This is a genomic window from Pseudomonas sp. KH_046_2, from assembly GCF_057838985.1.
This window is the reverse complement of record NZ_CM174480.1, coordinates 3,155,258-3,172,542: the sequence shown is the minus strand read 5'-3', so window position 1 is coordinate 3,172,542 and position 17,285 is coordinate 3,155,258. Positions and strand designations below refer to the sequence as shown.

The 17,285-nt window shown below is 49.7% G+C and carries 12 protein-coding genes; 9 read left to right on the top strand and 3 right to left on the bottom strand.

The genetic code is table 11. The features are described 5' to 3' along the window. Positions 1-20: 20 nt before the first annotated feature. The gene (locus AC3IX1_RS14170) at positions 21-623 is read right to left on the bottom strand and encodes a hypothetical protein (RefSeq protein WP_489384607.1); all 603 of its coding nucleotides are present in this window, start codon (positions 621-623) and stop codon (positions 21-23) included. 90 nt (positions 624-713) lie between these two features. Continuing rightward, the gene (locus AC3IX1_RS14165) at positions 714-1,046 is read right to left on the bottom strand and encodes a hypothetical protein (protein WP_489384606.1); all 333 of its coding nucleotides are present in this window, start codon (positions 1,044-1,046) and stop codon (positions 714-716) included. A gap of 1,165 nt (positions 1,047-2,211) precedes the next feature. Between AC3IX1_RS14165 and AC3IX1_RS14160 the strand changes: the two genes are divergently transcribed. The 7 genes from AC3IX1_RS14160 to AC3IX1_RS14130 all read left to right on the top strand — a co-directional run bounded on the left by AC3IX1_RS14160 (position 2,212) and on the right by AC3IX1_RS14130 (position 13,617). Next, the gene (locus AC3IX1_RS14160) at positions 2,212-2,493 is read left to right on the top strand and encodes an antitoxin Xre-like helix-turn-helix domain-containing protein (RefSeq protein WP_489384605.1); all 282 of its coding nucleotides are present in this window, start codon (positions 2,212-2,214) and stop codon (positions 2,491-2,493) included. 1,920 nt (positions 2,494-4,413) lie between these two features. Further along, positions 4,414-6,630, top strand: coding sequence for a hypothetical protein (locus AC3IX1_RS14155; RefSeq protein WP_489384604.1), 2,217 nt, complete (start codon positions 4,414-4,416; stop codon positions 6,628-6,630). 43 nt (positions 6,631-6,673) lie between these two features. Continuing rightward, positions 6,674-8,977 (top strand): hypothetical protein, encoded by a 2,304-nt coding sequence (locus tag AC3IX1_RS14150; RefSeq protein WP_489384603.1) that lies wholly within the window; start codon positions 6,674-6,676, stop codon positions 8,975-8,977. 6 nt (positions 8,978-8,983) lie between these two features. Further along, positions 8,984-9,490, top strand: a complete 507-nt coding sequence (locus tag AC3IX1_RS14145; RefSeq protein WP_489384602.1) for a hypothetical protein — start codon at positions 8,984-8,986, stop codon at positions 9,488-9,490. Next, a complete protein-coding gene (locus AC3IX1_RS14140) occupies positions 9,483-10,868 on the top strand; it encodes a hypothetical protein (protein WP_489384601.1) in 1,386 nt (461 codons plus the stop codon). The genes AC3IX1_RS14145 and AC3IX1_RS14140 overlap by 8 nt, the downstream gene beginning before the upstream one ends. 932 nt (positions 10,869-11,800) lie before the next feature. Next, entirely contained in the window at positions 11,801-12,412 is a 612-nt protein-coding gene (locus AC3IX1_RS14135) for an FMN-dependent NADH-azoreductase (RefSeq protein WP_489384600.1), read from the top strand. Between the two features lie 167 nt (positions 12,413-12,579). Continuing rightward, positions 12,580-13,617, top strand: a complete 1,038-nt coding sequence (locus tag AC3IX1_RS14130; protein ID WP_489384599.1) for an alpha/beta hydrolase family protein — start codon at positions 12,580-12,582, stop codon at positions 13,615-13,617. Between the two features lie 112 nt (positions 13,618-13,729). On the opposite strand, the gene AC3IX1_RS14125 is transcribed toward AC3IX1_RS14130, so the two are convergent. Then, entirely contained in the window at positions 13,730-15,316 is a 1,587-nt protein-coding gene (locus AC3IX1_RS14125; RefSeq protein WP_223458138.1) for an ABC-F family ATPase, read from the bottom strand. Positions 15,317-15,803: 487 nt separating this feature from the next. Here AC3IX1_RS14125 and lpxO point away from each other — a divergent pair, with 487 nt between their 5' ends. Both lpxO and AC3IX1_RS14115 read left to right on the top strand, forming a co-directional pair. Then, positions 15,804-16,703, top strand: coding sequence for a lipid A hydroxylase LpxO (gene lpxO / locus AC3IX1_RS14120; RefSeq protein WP_489384598.1), 900 nt, complete (start codon positions 15,804-15,806; stop codon positions 16,701-16,703). Positions 16,704-16,902: 199 nt separating this feature from the next. Then, positions 16,903-17,250 carry a hypothetical protein gene (locus AC3IX1_RS14115; protein WP_489384597.1) on the top strand — a complete coding sequence of 116 codons (348 nt, stop codon included), beginning with the start codon at positions 16,903-16,905 and terminating at the stop codon, positions 17,248-17,250. Positions 17,251-17,285 lie beyond the last annotated feature (35 nt).

Genomic DNA, 17,285 nt, shown 5'->3' with positions numbered 1-17,285 from the left:
CCTTATCGTGTTAAAGCGGATCAAAAATCCACGTCATCATCAAAAAGATCTGGCCCATCTCGCAGTTGCTTCAAACTGGCTCGCTCTTCCTCTGGATTATCTTGACCAAAGATATTTTCAGGTTTCCATTCATCCCAAAACAGAAACATGTCAGGCGTAAACTCTACAATGCCCAGTTTGTTTGTTGCTAGAATTTCAGGAGCATATGTTCTAAGCAGCCGGCCACCATCAAAGTCAAAGGCTATTTCGCTCTCTTTGATAAGTATTGCAGTCCAAGAGTCATATAATGCATAGGAGGCAATGTCTTCCCAGGATGCTTTAAAATCATCATATTGCTCATCGTTAAGGTTAGAATCGAATACGATGACAAGCGTACCTTTTGAGGCGTGTAACAGCTTTACTGGCGAGAGCTGTCCTTTGATGATGGCCTTCTCGATCAAATATATTACTTGAGTGTCAGGGCTGTCCCACCAAAGAACAGCAAATTTTTGCATGCTTATAACATCAAGGGGAATGAAATTAATGCCCTTTGACTGCTGTGTGCTGAACACTGTGTAACCACCCTCCCCATGTTCATTATGAAAATGTTCATTTTCTATATGAAGCAATCGGGAATAGATCATGATACGCACCCTTTGGCAAAGCTACGGTAATGACAGTCGATGTGGGTAGGCCAGTGCCTTTAGTGAGGCGTGACCCTTTGGGCCAACGTATTACGCGTCAGGCTTCCGATTATCCGGATAGATGTAATACGGCGACATCCGACATTTGGAATGACCCATCATGTCTGCGAAATTTGGTATTTCGACCGGGCAATGCTGAATAGCTTCAGGCTGACCATCCTCTTGTGATTGGAGAAACCACAGATCTTCATCGATGAACCCTTCACCAGAGAAATCATCGAGAGCCTTCAGATCATATGGCGCAATCCCCAAGCTATAGGATTCCAGAATTTCTTTCGCAACCTGCCAAAAGACGTAGTCGGAGTGTCCAGAGTAGACCTCGTTAACGTTCGCAAAATCTACTGTTAGCCGAGTGTGGCTCATACACATGACCTGCATCCACAGTGACTCGATTTCTTGGAAGGTGGCGCTTGATACCCCACTGTCCAGAAAAAGGTAGAGAGAGAGTCTTCGTGTACGGCGATCAGCTTAACAGCCGAGATCGCTCCCAGGATGTACGCGCGCTCCAAGGCTGCGCTTGTATATGGATTCAACGGATTCGACGGATCGCCGTACATGACTGCAAAGCTTTGTTTGGCTGCCTGCGGCATCACTTCAAGGCTTGGGGTTTTCCACTGGACGCAGCTAAACACCACATGATGGGGAGCATCATGTGGCTCTACGGGATTGCATTCAGGGTGAAAAATGTCTGAAAAGGGCATGGCGGCTTCCCTCTTGGTGTAGGTAGATCAAAGTCGACTTTTGAACACCTGTCAAAGGTGAAAACGACCTTTGGTCTTAAAGAATTCACTTTCTATTCAGTATCTTAAGGTACCCTAAGAGTACCTGCGTCTGGTGAGTCCGGCGGTCTTCCCAATCTTTGCGGGCAAATGAGGCCACGAACTGGATCACCATTTGAGCACTGAGCTTCTATAGCCATGCATCGACACCCTAGGTTGCTGGCTTCATCGCGGCATGAGTGACGGGCAAGTCAACGGCGACTACCTAGACGCCTCCCATATAGGCTGTGGCAGGCGGCTTAAATGGTCGATGGACTCAATGCTCTTGTCATGCTCTGCTTTCGTAAGTCGCAGCGATGCTTGTCGCCTAGAGGGAATGTCGCTGATTCGGGCCCTAGGCCTGGCTAGCCTGGAGTTTTTCAGATGGAGATGAAAGTTCTCTCATCGATCAAGGAATACTTAGCCGTCAATCCCTAAGAGCATTTTTGGGGAGCATCCGAGTCATCCAGAACAGGCTTAGTCGAGGGCAGACGACTGGTGGATATGTAGTAGGCTGTATGAAGCTACACGCCCAAGTACTCCCACGAGGCACATATGCCATGATTACGACCTTCAGTTGTAGCTAGGCACGTCGACAAATTCGCCGCCTATTTTCGCTGGTCGCACTAAGGCACAGTTTCGTCATCACTAAGAACGGCCGAGAAGTTAGTCGGCTGGTGAATGCGGAGGCGAAGGAGTAACCGAAGGTAATATTGTAGTCATCAATCAAGCACTACCAACCAGGGCCCAAGATCCCACAAAGCGCTTGGATGACCCTTGGGCTGCCGCCACGTGGCACCAGGCTTCATGACCTAGTTCGCGAAGGACTTCCATTCGAACTCCTTGACCGGATAGCGAGCCTACTGCAGGCGCAGAGAGGGGTGATCTCCAAGGCTATTTGCATAGCTCCCTCGACGTTAGCGCGGAGAGCGAAAGCGGGGCGGTTCAACGCCGTAGAAAGCGACCGCCTCGTCACATTGGTAGCTGTCTTTGAGGAAGCTCATTCTCTGTTCGAAAACGATGTCGCGGCTGCTGGGGAATGGATGACGTAACCGGTGCGAGGGCTCGGATCGAAGCGTCCGATAGAAATGCTGGGGACGAGGGCGGAAACGAAAGCTGTCTTTGAGCTTGTGCATGTTCGCCTGAACCATGAAAGGCTAATTGAGTTCTGCACCTGGATGACCGACTCCACTGGTTTGTGTAACCCGAGTCTCTGCAGGCGCCGGAAAAAGGGGGGGGCGGAAGAATCGCTAGACCATGCCTTGGAAATCAGCCAGGCAGCCTGATCAAAAAGACTCACCTGATCTGGGATGTTAACGGTGTGTCGCTTCGTCTTTTACTTTCGCCAGGGCAGGCCTGCGACATTGGGCATGCCCAGTAGTGCTAGCAGCAGGTAGGCATTTCCGGAAAGCCTGGGCGGCCTCGTAAACACTGTCACTGGTCACCGGCTGAAAAGGATTACTGCGACAAATACCTGCGTCAGTACATAAACCGCTACCGCATTCAACCAGTGAACCGACAGCACACCATGCAACGCAAACCCAACCCCCGGGCTGTTTGGCCGCCCCGAATACCTACGGCAGAAATTCATCGAGCGGTTGGCTGGCTGAAAGTGTGCCGGTGTATTGGCACCCTCCTCGGCAAGTTGGCGCAAAAGCTTCGCGGCGATGGTCACCTGGTCAGTAACGTTGCGCCGCCTAAGGCGGTACCTTTCATACAAAGTCTAGGGCTCCATGTCCATTTACAGCCGCAGTGAAACTCGGCATCGGGCTGGCGGAGATTAGAGTCACGAAATAATTTCTACGAAACCGAACCGCTACCAAGATGCACCGAGACAATTCTTAAAATGAAAAGATTTTGTACCGTCAGTCGGGTTTTTGCACATCGATGTGGAATGTGGACGAGCGGATTTTGAGGGAAACAGATGTCGAAGGAAATAATGGAGGCCGACGTAATGAATTATTTGAATAAGAAAAATAGAGCTTATTCGTAAGAATTTATATTCGCCATAATTATAAGCCATATAGCTTTAATAAGCCTCGGCAGATGCATGTCAATATTAGCTATAAGTTACAATGTGGGGCGAACTAAATCAGTGAGTTATGAACTAGGAAATAGCATTTCAGACCACAAAAATCGCTCAAAAATTCAATTTTTAATACGTGATTCACTATGTCAAGCAAACGTCATTTTTTCCATAATGCAACCACACTCTAAATATTTTCCTTTTATCTTTAGCTGAATCGTTGCCCCATTTTGGGGCTCTAAAAATCGAAAAGTCATGATAGGGTTGAGGCTGGAAAAAGACGGAAATTAGAGCTAGCCTCGATTCAACGAGTTGGCTTGAACACTTGATGATATAAGAGGTAACGCTTTTTCTACTGATTCGCTTTGTAAAAAGGGTAATCGTTATATCCGACCATGCGCTCTTGTTAGGTGCCACCGTCAGAAGAGAACGGTATCAGTTCACGCTCAATCTTGATGTTTAATTGCGACTGTGGGTTGCGATTCATTACTTTTAGTGTCTTGGTCTTAATGATTTTAATAATGGTTGATTTAATTTTGCTCTGCCTGTCAAAGAATAATTAAAGGTAAGTTGTCATGAGGAGTGATCAGGTAAGCGTTGATTTTATAAAGGGTTCTCTAGGCTTCTGACGAAATCATGGTGCATTCTTGAGGCTTCTTTCTACGTCCCAAATGCATCGATCCATACCTGTCGCTAACGCCATGGCGGCGGCCATCAGTCTTCGCTTTGCAACGGGTGTAATTGAATGCATTAGGGATAATATGACTAAAGCAAATTAAGTATCTGCTGCGCATGCAGAACGCTGAGTTAGCCCATGAGATGGTTGTGTGTGATTTTTATTTTAAAGTTTTTCCTATTGGGTGATCTGCCGTTGGACTGTGTCTGTCCTGGGCTTTTTTGTGAGTATTAAAACTTGATTAAGTTAAGGTCTATAAAGTTTTTCGGCATGCCGAACTTTGGTGAAGAATTTCTAGATGAAATTCGTGGCCTCGCGTATGAGGTGAAAATGTTCACCACTATAGAAATTTGTGCTCATTTGTTTGATGCTTTTATACGAGTGATTGAAGCGTTCCCGTGTTGCGAAGAGGGCGCAAGTCCTTCTAAAACGACGTTTATGCAGTTCAGAGGTTTTTTGATTGTTGAAACGGATGCCAATGAAAACTATATAGAGGTTATGTTAAGGGTCGCCAAGCCCTGGCTCACACGTATTGGGCTCGATGAGTCTGCGATGGGGGAGGTGTGTAAAATTTGTTCCGTGGATGACTGCACTAGGGCCTATCTGGATGGAGTGAGAAATCTACAGGCGCTCAAGTATTATGAAGGATGGACGGCGGTTTCTAGTGATGGGCATGTGATGCACATTGATTTGGAATCTGCGCGCCTACAGTATGGTACTACGTACGCCGATGAATTTTCACATAAGTTACTTCGGTTTCTGCGTAAATATAAGAAAAACACAGCATTATATAAGTTGACGAATATTAAATTTGTTTTCGGTTATATGTGTCATTTTTTGCCGAGCCGGAAGGCTCTTGATTTATTGCTGGACGGGCGCGAAGTGAACGCTTTTTTTGAGCACATTAAGAATGTCGAGGAGCTTCGAGTTAGGAACTTAGGGCACGATCTTCCTGCATTTAAAAAACGATGGGCGCAAATCGTGCTGGTTGTCCGTGAGTTCTTTGTAACGTACAAAGTTTTTGCCAGTCCGGCCTATGATCTGCCTAAGGTAATATATGTGGATGGCCCTGAACTTGCGAAGGTATCTGAAAAACAGCTTGTGGCGATTATTACGCCGATACCATTGCACATCAGTAGCGATAAAGTCGCAGCTCAAGTCTGTCGTGAAATTTCAGAAGACGCTTTGAATATCGCTACAGTCTGCGAACAGGTAAGGGAGACGCACATTGCGCTGGTAGAGCGTAGAAAAAAAGCCGCAAGAACTTACCTGAGAATGTTGGAAGTCGGCTTCGAAAGCAGAGAAGATGAGAGTTACGCTCGGCATTGTTACAACTGGGAACGCTTCAATTACACTAGGCTAGGAAAGCGTAACAAATATACGCTTTATCAACAAACTCCTGAACTGGCAGCAAACCTAGGGCTTTTGACCGGAACTACACTAGTTCCGTTCCTGTACCTTCTAGTCTACCAACATCCTAAAATTACACCGAGTTGGTTAATAAAATTTGAGGTGGCGGGAAAAAATGGGGAGGAGTATGGACTTCGAGGAGACGGAGAATTTGCCGTAAGCGAAAAATCCCGAATGGGATTTACTAATGCTCAGCAAATCATCAACTCAAACCCGAAAAGCAAAGAATTATTTAGGGAAATTCAAGACTTGACTAAACAGGCACGCGAGTATTTGAGGTCGATAGGTGATGACAATTGGCGTTACCTGTTACTAGGACGGCATAGAGGGTTTTCTAAACCTGGTCGAATTAATAAGCTTGACAAAATCAGCGAAAATCTGCACGTGACCTGTCCTTTGACGATTGCACTAAAGATGTTTTTTGAGGGCGATAAAAGGATTGATCTGAGTCGAATTGGATTACGCCCTTTTAGGGTAAACGTAGCAGTCATGCGTTTTATGGAAAGCGGCGATACCTACTCGATGGCCGAGGATCTTGGACATGCGGGGACGGGAGAGGATTCTTTAAAAGAATACTTGCCGTTGGAGATTAGGCAATATTTTTCAAATCGGAGAGTTCGTTTTTTTCACAATGCGTTTATTTTCGAGTCTATGAAGGACAGTGAGTGCCTAGCTGATGCTTTGGACTTTGATACACTAGAAGAACTTGAAGAGTTTTTGAAGCACTACAGGCTGAAACCGTTGCCAGACAGTATAAGTTTACGCGCATTCATACAAGAGTACTATTCGGATGATGTGCCACCAGATTCCTCACGAGCCGTTATTCCTGTGTCGCCGGCGCTTTGTACGACTCTCATAACCCTGGCCGACGTGGTTGATGATTGTAAGGCGCGTGGTGAGACGATAAAAGATAGCGCTCTGAACTGGTTTCATACTGCAAACTTTATGAAGACTGTAGTGAATCTGCATGATTCAGGTCAGATCGCTACGTGCTCTGCTGAAGTGATCTCTACATTTAGAGAGGCGAAGTACTTTCCTAAACTTGCAACGCGTTTACGTGAGCTCATCGTGGTTTAGGAACGCAGCTTTTTCTATTAGCGGTTTTCTGGGAGCTTACTAGATGACCAAGCGACGCGATAAGAAAGGTTTTAATCAAAGCGATGATATCCCCTTATCAAGTGATGATGCGGAGTTGTGGCGTAATTTGTATCAAATGAATTATTTCGAGCAACGCCTATTTTTGATACAAAAATGCAGAGAGGGATGGAGTGGTGACATTGAACTCGATAAACCTAGCTGGATGGTCGAAGATACAACAGCGAGAAGCAGTATATGGTACTGCATGTTCGGCAAAGGCCGAGCATGTTTCGGAAGGGTGATAAATTTCAATGTCACTCTTTCTGACGGTAGCTTACTTACGGATGGAAAAAATCATCATTTATTATGGGTGATAAAGTTTTTTATAATTTTGCAAGTGCATCCAAAATATTTGAAGAGGTCTCAGATTGGGGGTGTTACGCAAAGTGCTTACATCACCAACGCGCTTCTTTTTGTGGATTGGATTTTAATGCACGATCATATTTTTAATATAATAGAAAATTCATTTTCTTTAGTGAGTAGGGATAGTATAAATCTATATTTGATCAAGTATACCTCGCCGCCGGTTGCGGAGAAACTCTATTGTCTTTCAGAAAAGCTTTCTGAATGGATCAAAAGAAAAGCATTATTTGTTACTGAGGAAGATATATTGGCAGCTTCATCTAAGTGGCCAGGGCTGTTGGATCTGCCAGACCCAGAGGAACGTCACCTTAGCTTGAGCGATGCCGAGATTGTCAAGGCGAGGGTGTTCATACTTCAGAACAATATGTATGTGGCACAGGGTGGAGGCATTAGATTTAATACAAAGGCATTTGCGAGGGAAACTTATAAACACACGCTGCTTGGGCCTACCATCCATTTCAAAATCCCCGGCGAGCTTAAGTGGAATGTTACTGGAGCGAGAGAGTATGCAATGATTCCGATAAGAAATCCTCCTCGGCCAGGCCTCTCTAATCAAACGATCAGGAATCATCTTCGTGTTATCAAGTACTTCTTAATTGTCGATACGCTCGCAAAGACGCGAATGAATATGGAAGAGCTTGCTGAACTCAGTGTTGGTGCTGTGCGACCCCATATAGAAGAGAAAAGCAGTGACAGGTATCGTTTGTTACCCTATGAGATCGTTTTCTATGCAATAAGAAAAAGCTATGAGTTCCAAGAGGATCATGCTTTACGTATTTTCGAGGCTCTTGAACGTATGCTACGTATTTTTGCCATTGGTCAGCGTGCCTCAGGCCGGTCGAATTATTCCATCTACGAATGTTTTCGGAACACCAATGAAAATTTTAATGGCTTTAAAACCTGGTCATTGAAGCCTATTGGGGTGGGCAGCGGATCTCCAGAATTTTCGTTCGATGAAATGAGAAAGTGTGACTCCTTGTATACGACCTATGCCGGTTTGATGGGGTGCTGTCTCATTCTGATCGGTATCTTTGCTGCTAGGCGGCAAGAAGAGTTGCTGAAACTGACAACGGAATGTTTATGCCCACTTATTGACCCTTATAGCGAAGTTGGGAATAGTGAAATGTATTCTCTAGACTTCAATGCTGGGAAAACTGGAAATCCCAACGGTGAGCAAGAGCTAAAAGTGCCAATTCCAAGAATGGTCGCAAAGATCATATGGAGATTAAGGTGCTTTCATTTAAAGTGCCAAGCGTTAGAATTAATAGATTCAACTTGTCCGTTGTTTTTGGCCATCTCACCGTGGGGTGATAAAGTTTCAGAACTGTCTGCTTATATTTATAATGGTTTCTTGGATAGAGCATGTGATTTTATCGAGATTCCAAAAATTACCGGGGCTGATGGAATTATCCGGCGGTTTTATATTCGTCAGCATCAGTTGCGTGGCTTTTTTGCCACCGCATTTTTCTGGAGTGCCGGGTTCTACTGCCTTGACTCGTTGCGTGCAGTTTTGGGGCATGCAGACTTCAAACATTTGGTTAGATATATAACCAAAGTTACCCCCGGTTCAATGTTGAAGGTGGTGAAGGCTGAAAAAATTTGCACGTCTCTTATCAGTGGTCTCACGGATATCGAGAATCTTGATGCTATCAAGGATCTGCTAATGGCAAGATTTGGGGTGGGAGATATATTTATTGATACCCCTGCTGATGTTTATGACAGTTACAGCTATCAGGTAGATAGGGGGCTCGTTTCCGTTAATGTTAGTAGTTTTTCATCGTCCTGTAACCCCGATTTGTTTGATCAAGTGTTAGTGCTTCTGGAACATAAAGTCATTGATCTTGCCCCTGAGGTGATAACAGCCACTGAAGTTGATGGAAGCGACCCGGTCAGTATGCATCTGGTATTAAAGATAACAAGGTGACATGAGATGAAGGACAAAATGCGCGGGTCTGTAGCAAATGTCCAAAAAATCCTTGTGCAGGCCGTAGCCCACCCAGAACAATGGATTGGGGAACCTGAGTTATTCGCCGCAGTTTCAAGTCAAGGTTCTCTCGCATGTTTTTCTGATCCGAGTCGTGGGGTCGTTGGCATGTCGCTTAATACATTTATTAAACATTCAAATACTTTGGCAGGTGGATTCAAAGGAATTGACAAGTTACGGGGTGAGCTAAAAAATCTCTTAGCCCAGAAAGTTCCTGTACGGACAAAAAAGGAAAGCAGGAGATCCCTTACCTCTGAAAAGCAAGAGTTGGGAAGGCTCCTGGAACTGCAGGATTTAGCACTCCATAGGCAGGTGCTTGTTATTCAACGCCTGATGGAGTTAGCTCGGCAATTGGCCGTGACTGATTTGCCGAACCGTATAGCTTATTACGAAAAAGAAATTAAATTTATTCACGCTGTGTTGTATTATCAGGGGCAGGTGGGGCATGAATAAAGAGCAATTACATCGTCCATTAGGTGAGTTCGCTGTACTTCCAGTGCTGTTGCAGATGGATGGTGAGCTGATTTTTCGGTCAGTAGGTGGTCTTCCATGTTTCTACTTCCCAGATGGCAGATTTTGCTTCGAGGTAACTGCATATCTCCAGGACTTATGTATCAAGAGCAATCCATCTTTGACTAATAGGGGAGGGACGTTACGGCAATATGCTTTTCAGTTGAGTCATCTGGTAAGGTTTATGTTTGTAAATCAGCTGTCGTGCCTTGACTTTACTGATTCAATTTTTGAGCTATTTATTAGAGGGTTGGAGGCGAAAGTTCAAGGACTACGTTTGAGGGAGAGCCCGAAGGTTCGAGAAATTGGGTCGCGTTGTTTGGATTTTATTCATTTTACAAGCAAATCACTAGGATATCCTGATTTCGTGTCTCCTAACGGCATTCTTCATGGTGTTGAGGTCACTCCAGAAGAACGGCGTAAATTCCGAGAAAGATATCACCGATTGAAGTGGCATCATTTTAGTTTTCCTTCTGGTAGTTCAGATAACGTTCGGTTCCCTATTGACGAAACTGCTATTGCATCTCTCAGGGCACAAGCCGATAAAAAACCAAGGCATTTGAAAGGTAGGATGCGTTGCATGCTATCTGTGCTTGAGTTCAGTGGCGCTCGGCGTTACGAGGTCGCAAGGCTTCGGGTTATGGATGTCGTAAGAGCTCATCAGTCCAATGATCCTAGTCCGTTGGTTAGGTTCGAAACAATGAAGCAGGATACGGTTACATTTCGTTTTGTACCAGTTCCAAAGATGATCGTCTCTGAGTGGGTAAAATATATTGAATCTAGTAGGTTGGAGGTTGTAGATAAGAAAATAGGTTTGAAATTTGATCATGGATTTGTGTTTGTTAGTCTAAATAAAGGTACGCCTCTGAGTCCTGATTCTATCACAAATGATATTCATGATTTGAAAGTCATGGCGAGGCTCACAGTGCCCGCTCATGCACATCTGTTCAGGCATCGATTCATTACTGAGCAACTTAAAAATCTAATTGTTACGTATGGTCTGGTCAATTCTGCTAGTGTACGCAGTGTCATTGCAAGTTCTGAGTTACTTAAGCTTCGGTTGAAAGAGTGGTCGGGGCATAGAAGTATTAAGTCGTTGGATGTGTATATAAAGGTTGCTTTTTCCGAGTTAAACATGATCGAGCAGGTAGTTGATGCTGCGGTGCATGGTACAGCTGTACTTGCCGCTATTAATGCGCTTGAGCAACTTGAGGCAGACTTTAAGACAAAACTTTTGACGGAGTATGAATATCACGAAAAAATAGCTGGAGTCATGGCAGATGCTGTGGCTCCGTTCAAATTATGGCTAAAGTCTGTATAGTATATGTTTTTATTTTAGTTATATTTTTATAGAGTTAGGGTGTCTTCGTCCTACCCAGAAAATTGCTGCAGCAGAAGATTATTCACGTAGGATATTTATGATTTTTTTTGCCTTGTCAACATAGTCAAATAACGGATTTGTAGCGGCTATCAAAAAGTTAGGTTTCTCAAAATTTCGGCTGAATCGATGCATTGCGTGCCTTGAAATCAGGTTGGGTGTCAGTCTAAGACGTTGCACCGCTCGAAATTTCATTCTCCTCGATACGGGGCGTTGCCATACTTGCCGCAGCAGAAACGGATGATTCGGTTGCAACACTCTTGGAAATCCCAGGGAAAGCCCTCAAATCCTTCACATAAGTGGAGACTTAGTACGAACGATAGTAGCTCCGTCGATGATCCTGGACTACCCCCGAGCACGTGCCCACTTCAAAATCCTAATTCAAGCCGCGTTGGGGGGGGGGGGGATGGTGCGGCCCAATGCATTCGGTGCTGGACTATCCACGCTGTCTTTCTTATCGGGGGAGTTGGTGCCTGCCGTGAGGCTTCTATTGGGCGCGGTAGGTACGCTTCTAGGCTTTGCGGTGTTCATGGAGGGGATAAGCTGGAGGGTAATGAATCGCTGTGAAGCTGGGAGCTGGGCGGGATGGGGGGCGCCGAACAGCAGGAGGGGCAGATCGCACAGAGGGGGGGGTGAGGGGATAAGCATCACCTTACAGCATTCCCCGGCATGGAATAGGTTTTATGTTGCTTGATAATTTGTAGATGATTCTGGTCACTCTAGGAAAACGTTGAGGTCTTGCATGATGTGAATCCGACTGTTCTATCTGTGGGACGAACTATCGCATTGTTGCCGTCTAATCAGCTATTGGTTTCGTGTGTAGGATTAGTCCCATCAGATCGCCCTTGTGGGCGATCCTCACTTGGAGAACCCACATGAAACTGCTGCATATCGATTCGAGCATCCTGGGCGACAACTCGGCTTCCCGTCTGTTGAGCGGTGAAGTCGTCAAAGCCTGGCAAACCGCCGAGCCAACCGCCGTGGTGACCTACCGCGACCTGGCCGCCGACGCCATCAGCCACTTCTCCGCCACCACCCTGGTCGCCGCCGGCACCACCGCTGAACTGCGCAACGCCGCACAACAGCACGAAGCTGAACTGAGCGCCTCGACCCTGGCCGAATTCCTGGCTGCCGATGCCGTGGTGATTGCCGCACCGATGTACAACTTCACCATCCCGACTCAACTGAAGGCATGGATCGACCGCATCGCGGTGGCCGGTCAGACCTTCCGCTACACCGAAGCCGGCCCTGAAGGCCTGTGCGGTGGCAAGAAAGTGGTGATCGTTTCGACTTCCGGTGGCATGCACGCCGGCCAGGCAACCGGTGTTGCCCACGAAGAATATTTGAAGCTGCTGTTCGGTTTCATCGGCATCACCGACATCGAAATCGTCCGCGCCGAAGGCCTGGCTTACGGTGACGACGTTCGCAACAAAGCCATGAGCGCTGCTCACGCGCAAATCAGCGAGCAGTTGTTCGCCGCTGCGTAAGGCTTGCGTAAAAGTAGGCAACCGTTCAGGTAAAGCCCAAAAAACTCTGTATTCTGGCTACGCAAGTACCAGGTACGGAGTTTTTTGTTTCTGGTCGTTTCAGTTTGTGGCCCGACTTATGCTATCCAGGGTGTACGTCTCAAGTCCGGTAACAAAGTGGGGCATCCATGATGCGTCTTTGTGCAGCTTTACTGATTTGCCTGCTCAGCAGCCTGAATACAGTGCACGCCGCGCCTGCACCGCATCTTCACTGGAGCGTCGGCTTCCACGAGATGACTTTTCTCGACCCGCTGGACCTGCAGCCGATGCGCGCCATCGCCTTCTATCCTTCCAGTGATCGGGAGCACACCAGCAAGCTCGAGGGTTACACCGTCGAAGCCGGGGAGGACACCAAGGTCGCCATCGGCCGCTTCCCGATGTTGATGCTGTCCCACGGCAACACCGGCACTCCACTGGCCTTGCACGACCTTGCCACGTCACTGGCGCGCAAAGGCTTTGTGGTGGTGGCGGTGATTCACCCCGGTGACAACTCCAAAGACCACAGCCGACTCGGTACTTTGAGTAACCTGTACGGCCGGCCGATCCAGATTTCCGAAGCCATTACCGCAACCTTGGGCGACCGTATGCTGTCGCCGTTCGTCAATGCCGAGCAGGTAGGGGTCATCGGTTACTCGGCCGGTGGCGAGACCGCATTGATTCTGTCTGGCGCGACCCCGGACCTGGATCGCCTGCGCCGATACTGCCAGGAGCGCCCGGACGACCGCGATGCCTGCAACACCCGGGGCGAATTGATTGTCGACCGCGACGACCTGCAACCGGTGGCCGACCCTCGCGTCCACGCCTTGATGCTGATGGCGCCGTTGAGCCTGAAGTTCGGCCGTCACACCCTGGCCGATGTGCATGTGCCGGTGCTGCTCTACAGCGGCGATGGCGACAAGCTGGTGGCTGTCGACAAGAACGCCGCGGCACTGGCGCGCAAACTGCCGACCGCACCTGACTTCAAGCTATTGGCCGGGGCAGGGCACTTTGTCTTCATGGCGCCGTGCAATGACGAGCAGATCGTGATCACGCCCGCGCTGTGCACCGATGCCGATGGCGTCGACCGGCAAGACATCCACCGCAATCTGATCTCTGAAGCCGGACGTTTCTTCTCGCGCACCCTGGGCAGGGCGACCCGGGCCGGGATGCAAACCGCCGATCAGTAATGTGCGCGCAGCCCTGTAGGAGCGAGCCTGCTCGCGAAGACGGTGGATCAGCCGGGAATGATGTTGTCTGACACTCCCTCTTCGCGAGCAGGCTCGCTCCTACAGGCTGCTCTTAGAACACCACACCCTGGCTGCGCAGGTAGTCGTCGTAGGTGCCGCTGAAGTCGGTCACGCCGTTAGGGCTCAACTCGATGATGCGGGTGGCCAGGGACGATACGAACTCGCGGTCGTGGCTGACGAAGATCAGCGTACCCGGGTAGTTCTCCAGCGCCAGGTTCAGCGACTCGATGGATTCCATGTCCAGGTGGTTGGTCGGTTCGTCCATCACCAGCACGTTTGGCTTTTGCAGGATCAGCTTGCCGAACAGCATACGACCTTGTTCACCACCGGAAATCACCTTGACCGACTTGAGGATCTCGTCGTTGGAAAACAGCATCCGGCCCAGTGTGCCGCGAATGATCTGCTCGCCCTGGGTCCACTGGCCCATCCAGTCGAACAGGCTGACGTCGTCTTCGAAGTCGTGGGCGTGGTCCTGGGCGTAGTAGCCCAGTTCTGCGCTTTCGGTCCACTTCACGGAACCGGCGTCCGGGGTCAGCTCGCCCATCAGGGTACGCAGCAAGGTGGTCTTGCCGATACCGTTCGGGCCGATGATAGCCACGCGTTCGCCGGCTTCGACGGTGAAGCTGAAGTTCTTGAACAGGGTCTTGCCGTCGAAGCCCTTGGACATCTGCTCGATGGTCACGGCCTGGCGGTGCAGTTTTTTGGTTTGCTCGAAGCGGATGAACGGGCTGACGCGGCTCGATGGCTTGACTTCGGCCAGCTGGATCTTGTCGATCTGCTTGGCGCGGGACGTGGCCTGCTTGGCTTTCGAGGCGTTGGCCGAGAAGCGGCTGACGAACGTTTGCAGTTCGGAGATCTGCGCTTTCTTCTTGGCGTTGTCCGACAGCAGTTGCTCGCGGGACTGGGTCGCCGCGGTCATGTACTCGTCGTAGTTGCCCGGGAACAGGCGCAACTCACCGTAGTCCAGGTCGGCCATGTGAGTGCAGACACTGTTAAGGAAGTGACGGTCGTGGGAAATGATGATCATGGTGCTGTTACGCGCCTTGAGGATCGTTTCCAGCCAGCGGATGGTGTTGATGTCCAGGTGGTTGGTCGGTTCGTCGAGCAACAGCACTTCAGGATCGGAGAACAATGCCTGGGCCAGCAATACCCGCAGTTTCCAGCCTGGAGCCACTTCAGACATCGGGCCGAAATGCTGTTCCAGGGGAATACCCAGGCCCAGCAACAGTTCACCGGCGCGGGATTCAGCGGTGTAGCCGTCCATTTCGGCGAATTCGGTTTCCAGCTCGGCCACGGCCATGCCGTCTGCTTCGCTCATTTCCGGCAGCGAATAGATGCGGTCGCGTTCGGCCTTGACCTTCCACAGCTCTTCGTGACCCATGATCACGGTGTCGATCACGGTGAATTCTTCGTAGGCGAACTGGTCCTGGCGCAATTTACCCAGGCGCACGTTCGGCTCCAGCATGACCTGGCCGCCGGACGGCTCGAGGTCGTTGCCGAGGATCTTCATGAAGGTCGACTTGCCGCAACCGTTGGCGCCGATCAGACCGTAACGGTTGCCACCGTTGAACTTGACCGAAACGTTTTCGAAGAGCGGCTTGGCGCCGAACTGCATCGTGATGTTAGCTGTAGAAATCAAAGGTTTTTCCTGCGAAGCATTCAGAGTAGCTAGGGTTGCGGCAGTACCGGTTCAGTACCCGTTTCCACTGTCCGGACCCCGGGACATTCATCCCGATCGGCAGTGGAAGATCCATCTGGCATTAAGTGGACAGCAGCATGTGGCGCGCCAGGCCCGAGTCAACGTGCGCTGAAAGGGGATTTTCCCGTTCTCAACCTGGGGGCGCGTAAAGTTTGGCGGCGATTGTACTGGTCTGGCTCTTTAAACGATAGGGCATTGAGGCCACTGCAACGCTTTGGCGTTTTTGCGGACACATTTTCACGGTTGCAGGTTAACTATTGGCTATAAACTGTGGCTAAAATGCCATCCATCAGCTGAACGTCGACTATCGGCTTGGCTCGATGGCATTACGGGGGCGTTGTTTCGCATTCAGTCGCTGCACAAGACCCGGGGACCGGCATGCCGGTAAAGGGCGCAGTTTGTTTTTTTCCAACCTGTGACGATTTCCGTGAAACTGATCATTGCCGTTGTCTACATTCTCTCTATAGCGTACGTCCACCTGCGTGGCCGAGTGCGCCACAAGCTGGGCCGCCAGTTGAGTGATCACTCGACGTTTCTGGCGCCGATCAATTGCTTTCTTTATCTGTTTTCGAAAATCCCCAACAAACCGTATCTCGATCCGGCTGACTTTCCCGACCTGAGCCCGCTGCAGGCGCATTGGGAAGAAATTCGTGCGGAGGGCCAGAACCTGCTTCACGCCGGCGAGATCAAGCGTTCGAACCAATACGACGACGTTGGCTTCAACTCGTTCTTCAAGACCGGCTGGAAACGCTTCTATCTCAAGTGGTACGGCGATAGCCACCCGTCGGCCATGAAGCTCTGCCCGCGCACCACCGAACTGGTGCAGGGCATTGGTTCGATCAAGGCGGCGATGTTCGCCGAGCTGCCACCGGGCTCCAGACTGGTGCGTCACCGCGATCCATACGCCGGTTCGTACCGTTATCACCTGGGTCTGGAAACACCCAACGATGCCGGCTGCTACATCAATGTCGATGGCCAGAACTACCATTGGCGCGATGGCGAAGCGGTGATGTTCGATGAGACCTACATTCATTACGCAGAGAACACCACGCCGCACAATCGCATCATCCTGTTCTGCGACGTCGAGCGGCCGATGAAGTATCGGTGGGCAGCGGCATTCAATCGCTGGTTCAGCCGCAATGTCATGTCGGCGGCAGGTGCACCGAACGAGGACGGAGACCGCACCGGGGGGATCAACCGACTGTTCAGCAAGGTCTACAAGGTTCGCCTGCGCGCCAAGGAACTGAAAAAGCGCAACCGTAAGCTTTACTACCTCCAAAAGTGGTCGATCTTTGCCGGGTTACTGGCGGTCTTCATTCTGATCTGAGAGGTGTGTTCGCGCTGGCGACGTGATCGCGGACGCCATCGTACCTGTGGGAGCGGGCTTGCCCCGGGCGGCGTTCCGACGATGAGGCCGGAGCATCCAGCCTATTACATCTTGCCGGGGAGGTTTTTGTTAACAAAACCGAACCCCGGGCGTAGCGTGGTATCGAAGCCCTTATCCGCGCGATGTAGAGAGGCACCCCATGAACCGATACGTGTTTGGCGCCATTGCACTGGCCTTGAGTGGCGTATTGGGCCCCGTGGCCCAGGCCGACGTCTCTGCTTCGTTGCAGTTGGCCCAGAACCTGCCGGGCAGCACCAGCAACAATCCTTACAACAGCCCGATTCGGCGGGCCAATCCCAACAGTATGCAAGGTACTCAACCCAGTGCCCCGGCTATACGCGGACCCAATACCGTACCGGTCCCGCGCCCGCCGACGCTGGACAACGGTGGCATCGGTAATCGCTATCCCGACCGGACAGCGCCCGCCAGCCCACCGAAATTCATTCCCAATCCACCCCCACGCGACACTGGCACCAACAACCGTTGAGTGGCAGGCATCACGTCTGCCCGCTATTTTTCACC

Excerpts from the sequence above, each read along its gene's own strand:
- AC3IX1_RS14170 (WP_489384607.1), bottom strand. The coding sequence starts at position 623 with ATGATCTATTCCCGATTGCTTCATATAGAAAATGAACATTTTCATAAT.
- AC3IX1_RS14165 (WP_489384606.1), bottom strand. The coding sequence starts at position 1,046 with ATGAGCCACACTCGGCTAACAGTAGATTTTGCGAACGTTAACGAGGTC.
- AC3IX1_RS14160 (WP_489384605.1), top strand. The coding sequence starts at position 2,212 with ATGACCCTTGGGCTGCCGCCACGTGGCACCAGGCTTCATGACCTAGTT.
- AC3IX1_RS14155 (WP_489384604.1), top strand. The coding sequence starts at position 4,414 with ATGCCGAACTTTGGTGAAGAATTTCTAGATGAAATTCGTGGCCTCGCG.
- AC3IX1_RS14150 (WP_489384603.1), top strand. The coding sequence starts at position 6,674 with ATGACCAAGCGACGCGATAAGAAAGGTTTTAATCAAAGCGATGATATC.
- AC3IX1_RS14145 (WP_489384602.1), top strand. The coding sequence starts at position 8,984 with ATGAAGGACAAAATGCGCGGGTCTGTAGCAAATGTCCAAAAAATCCTT.
- AC3IX1_RS14140 (WP_489384601.1), top strand. The coding sequence starts at position 9,483 with ATGAATAAAGAGCAATTACATCGTCCATTAGGTGAGTTCGCTGTACTT.
- AC3IX1_RS14135 (WP_489384600.1), top strand. The coding sequence starts at position 11,801 with ATGAAACTGCTGCATATCGATTCGAGCATCCTGGGCGACAACTCGGCT.
- AC3IX1_RS14130 (WP_489384599.1), top strand. The coding sequence starts at position 12,580 with ATGATGCGTCTTTGTGCAGCTTTACTGATTTGCCTGCTCAGCAGCCTG.
- AC3IX1_RS14115 (WP_489384597.1), top strand. The coding sequence starts at position 16,903 with ATGAACCGATACGTGTTTGGCGCCATTGCACTGGCCTTGAGTGGCGTA.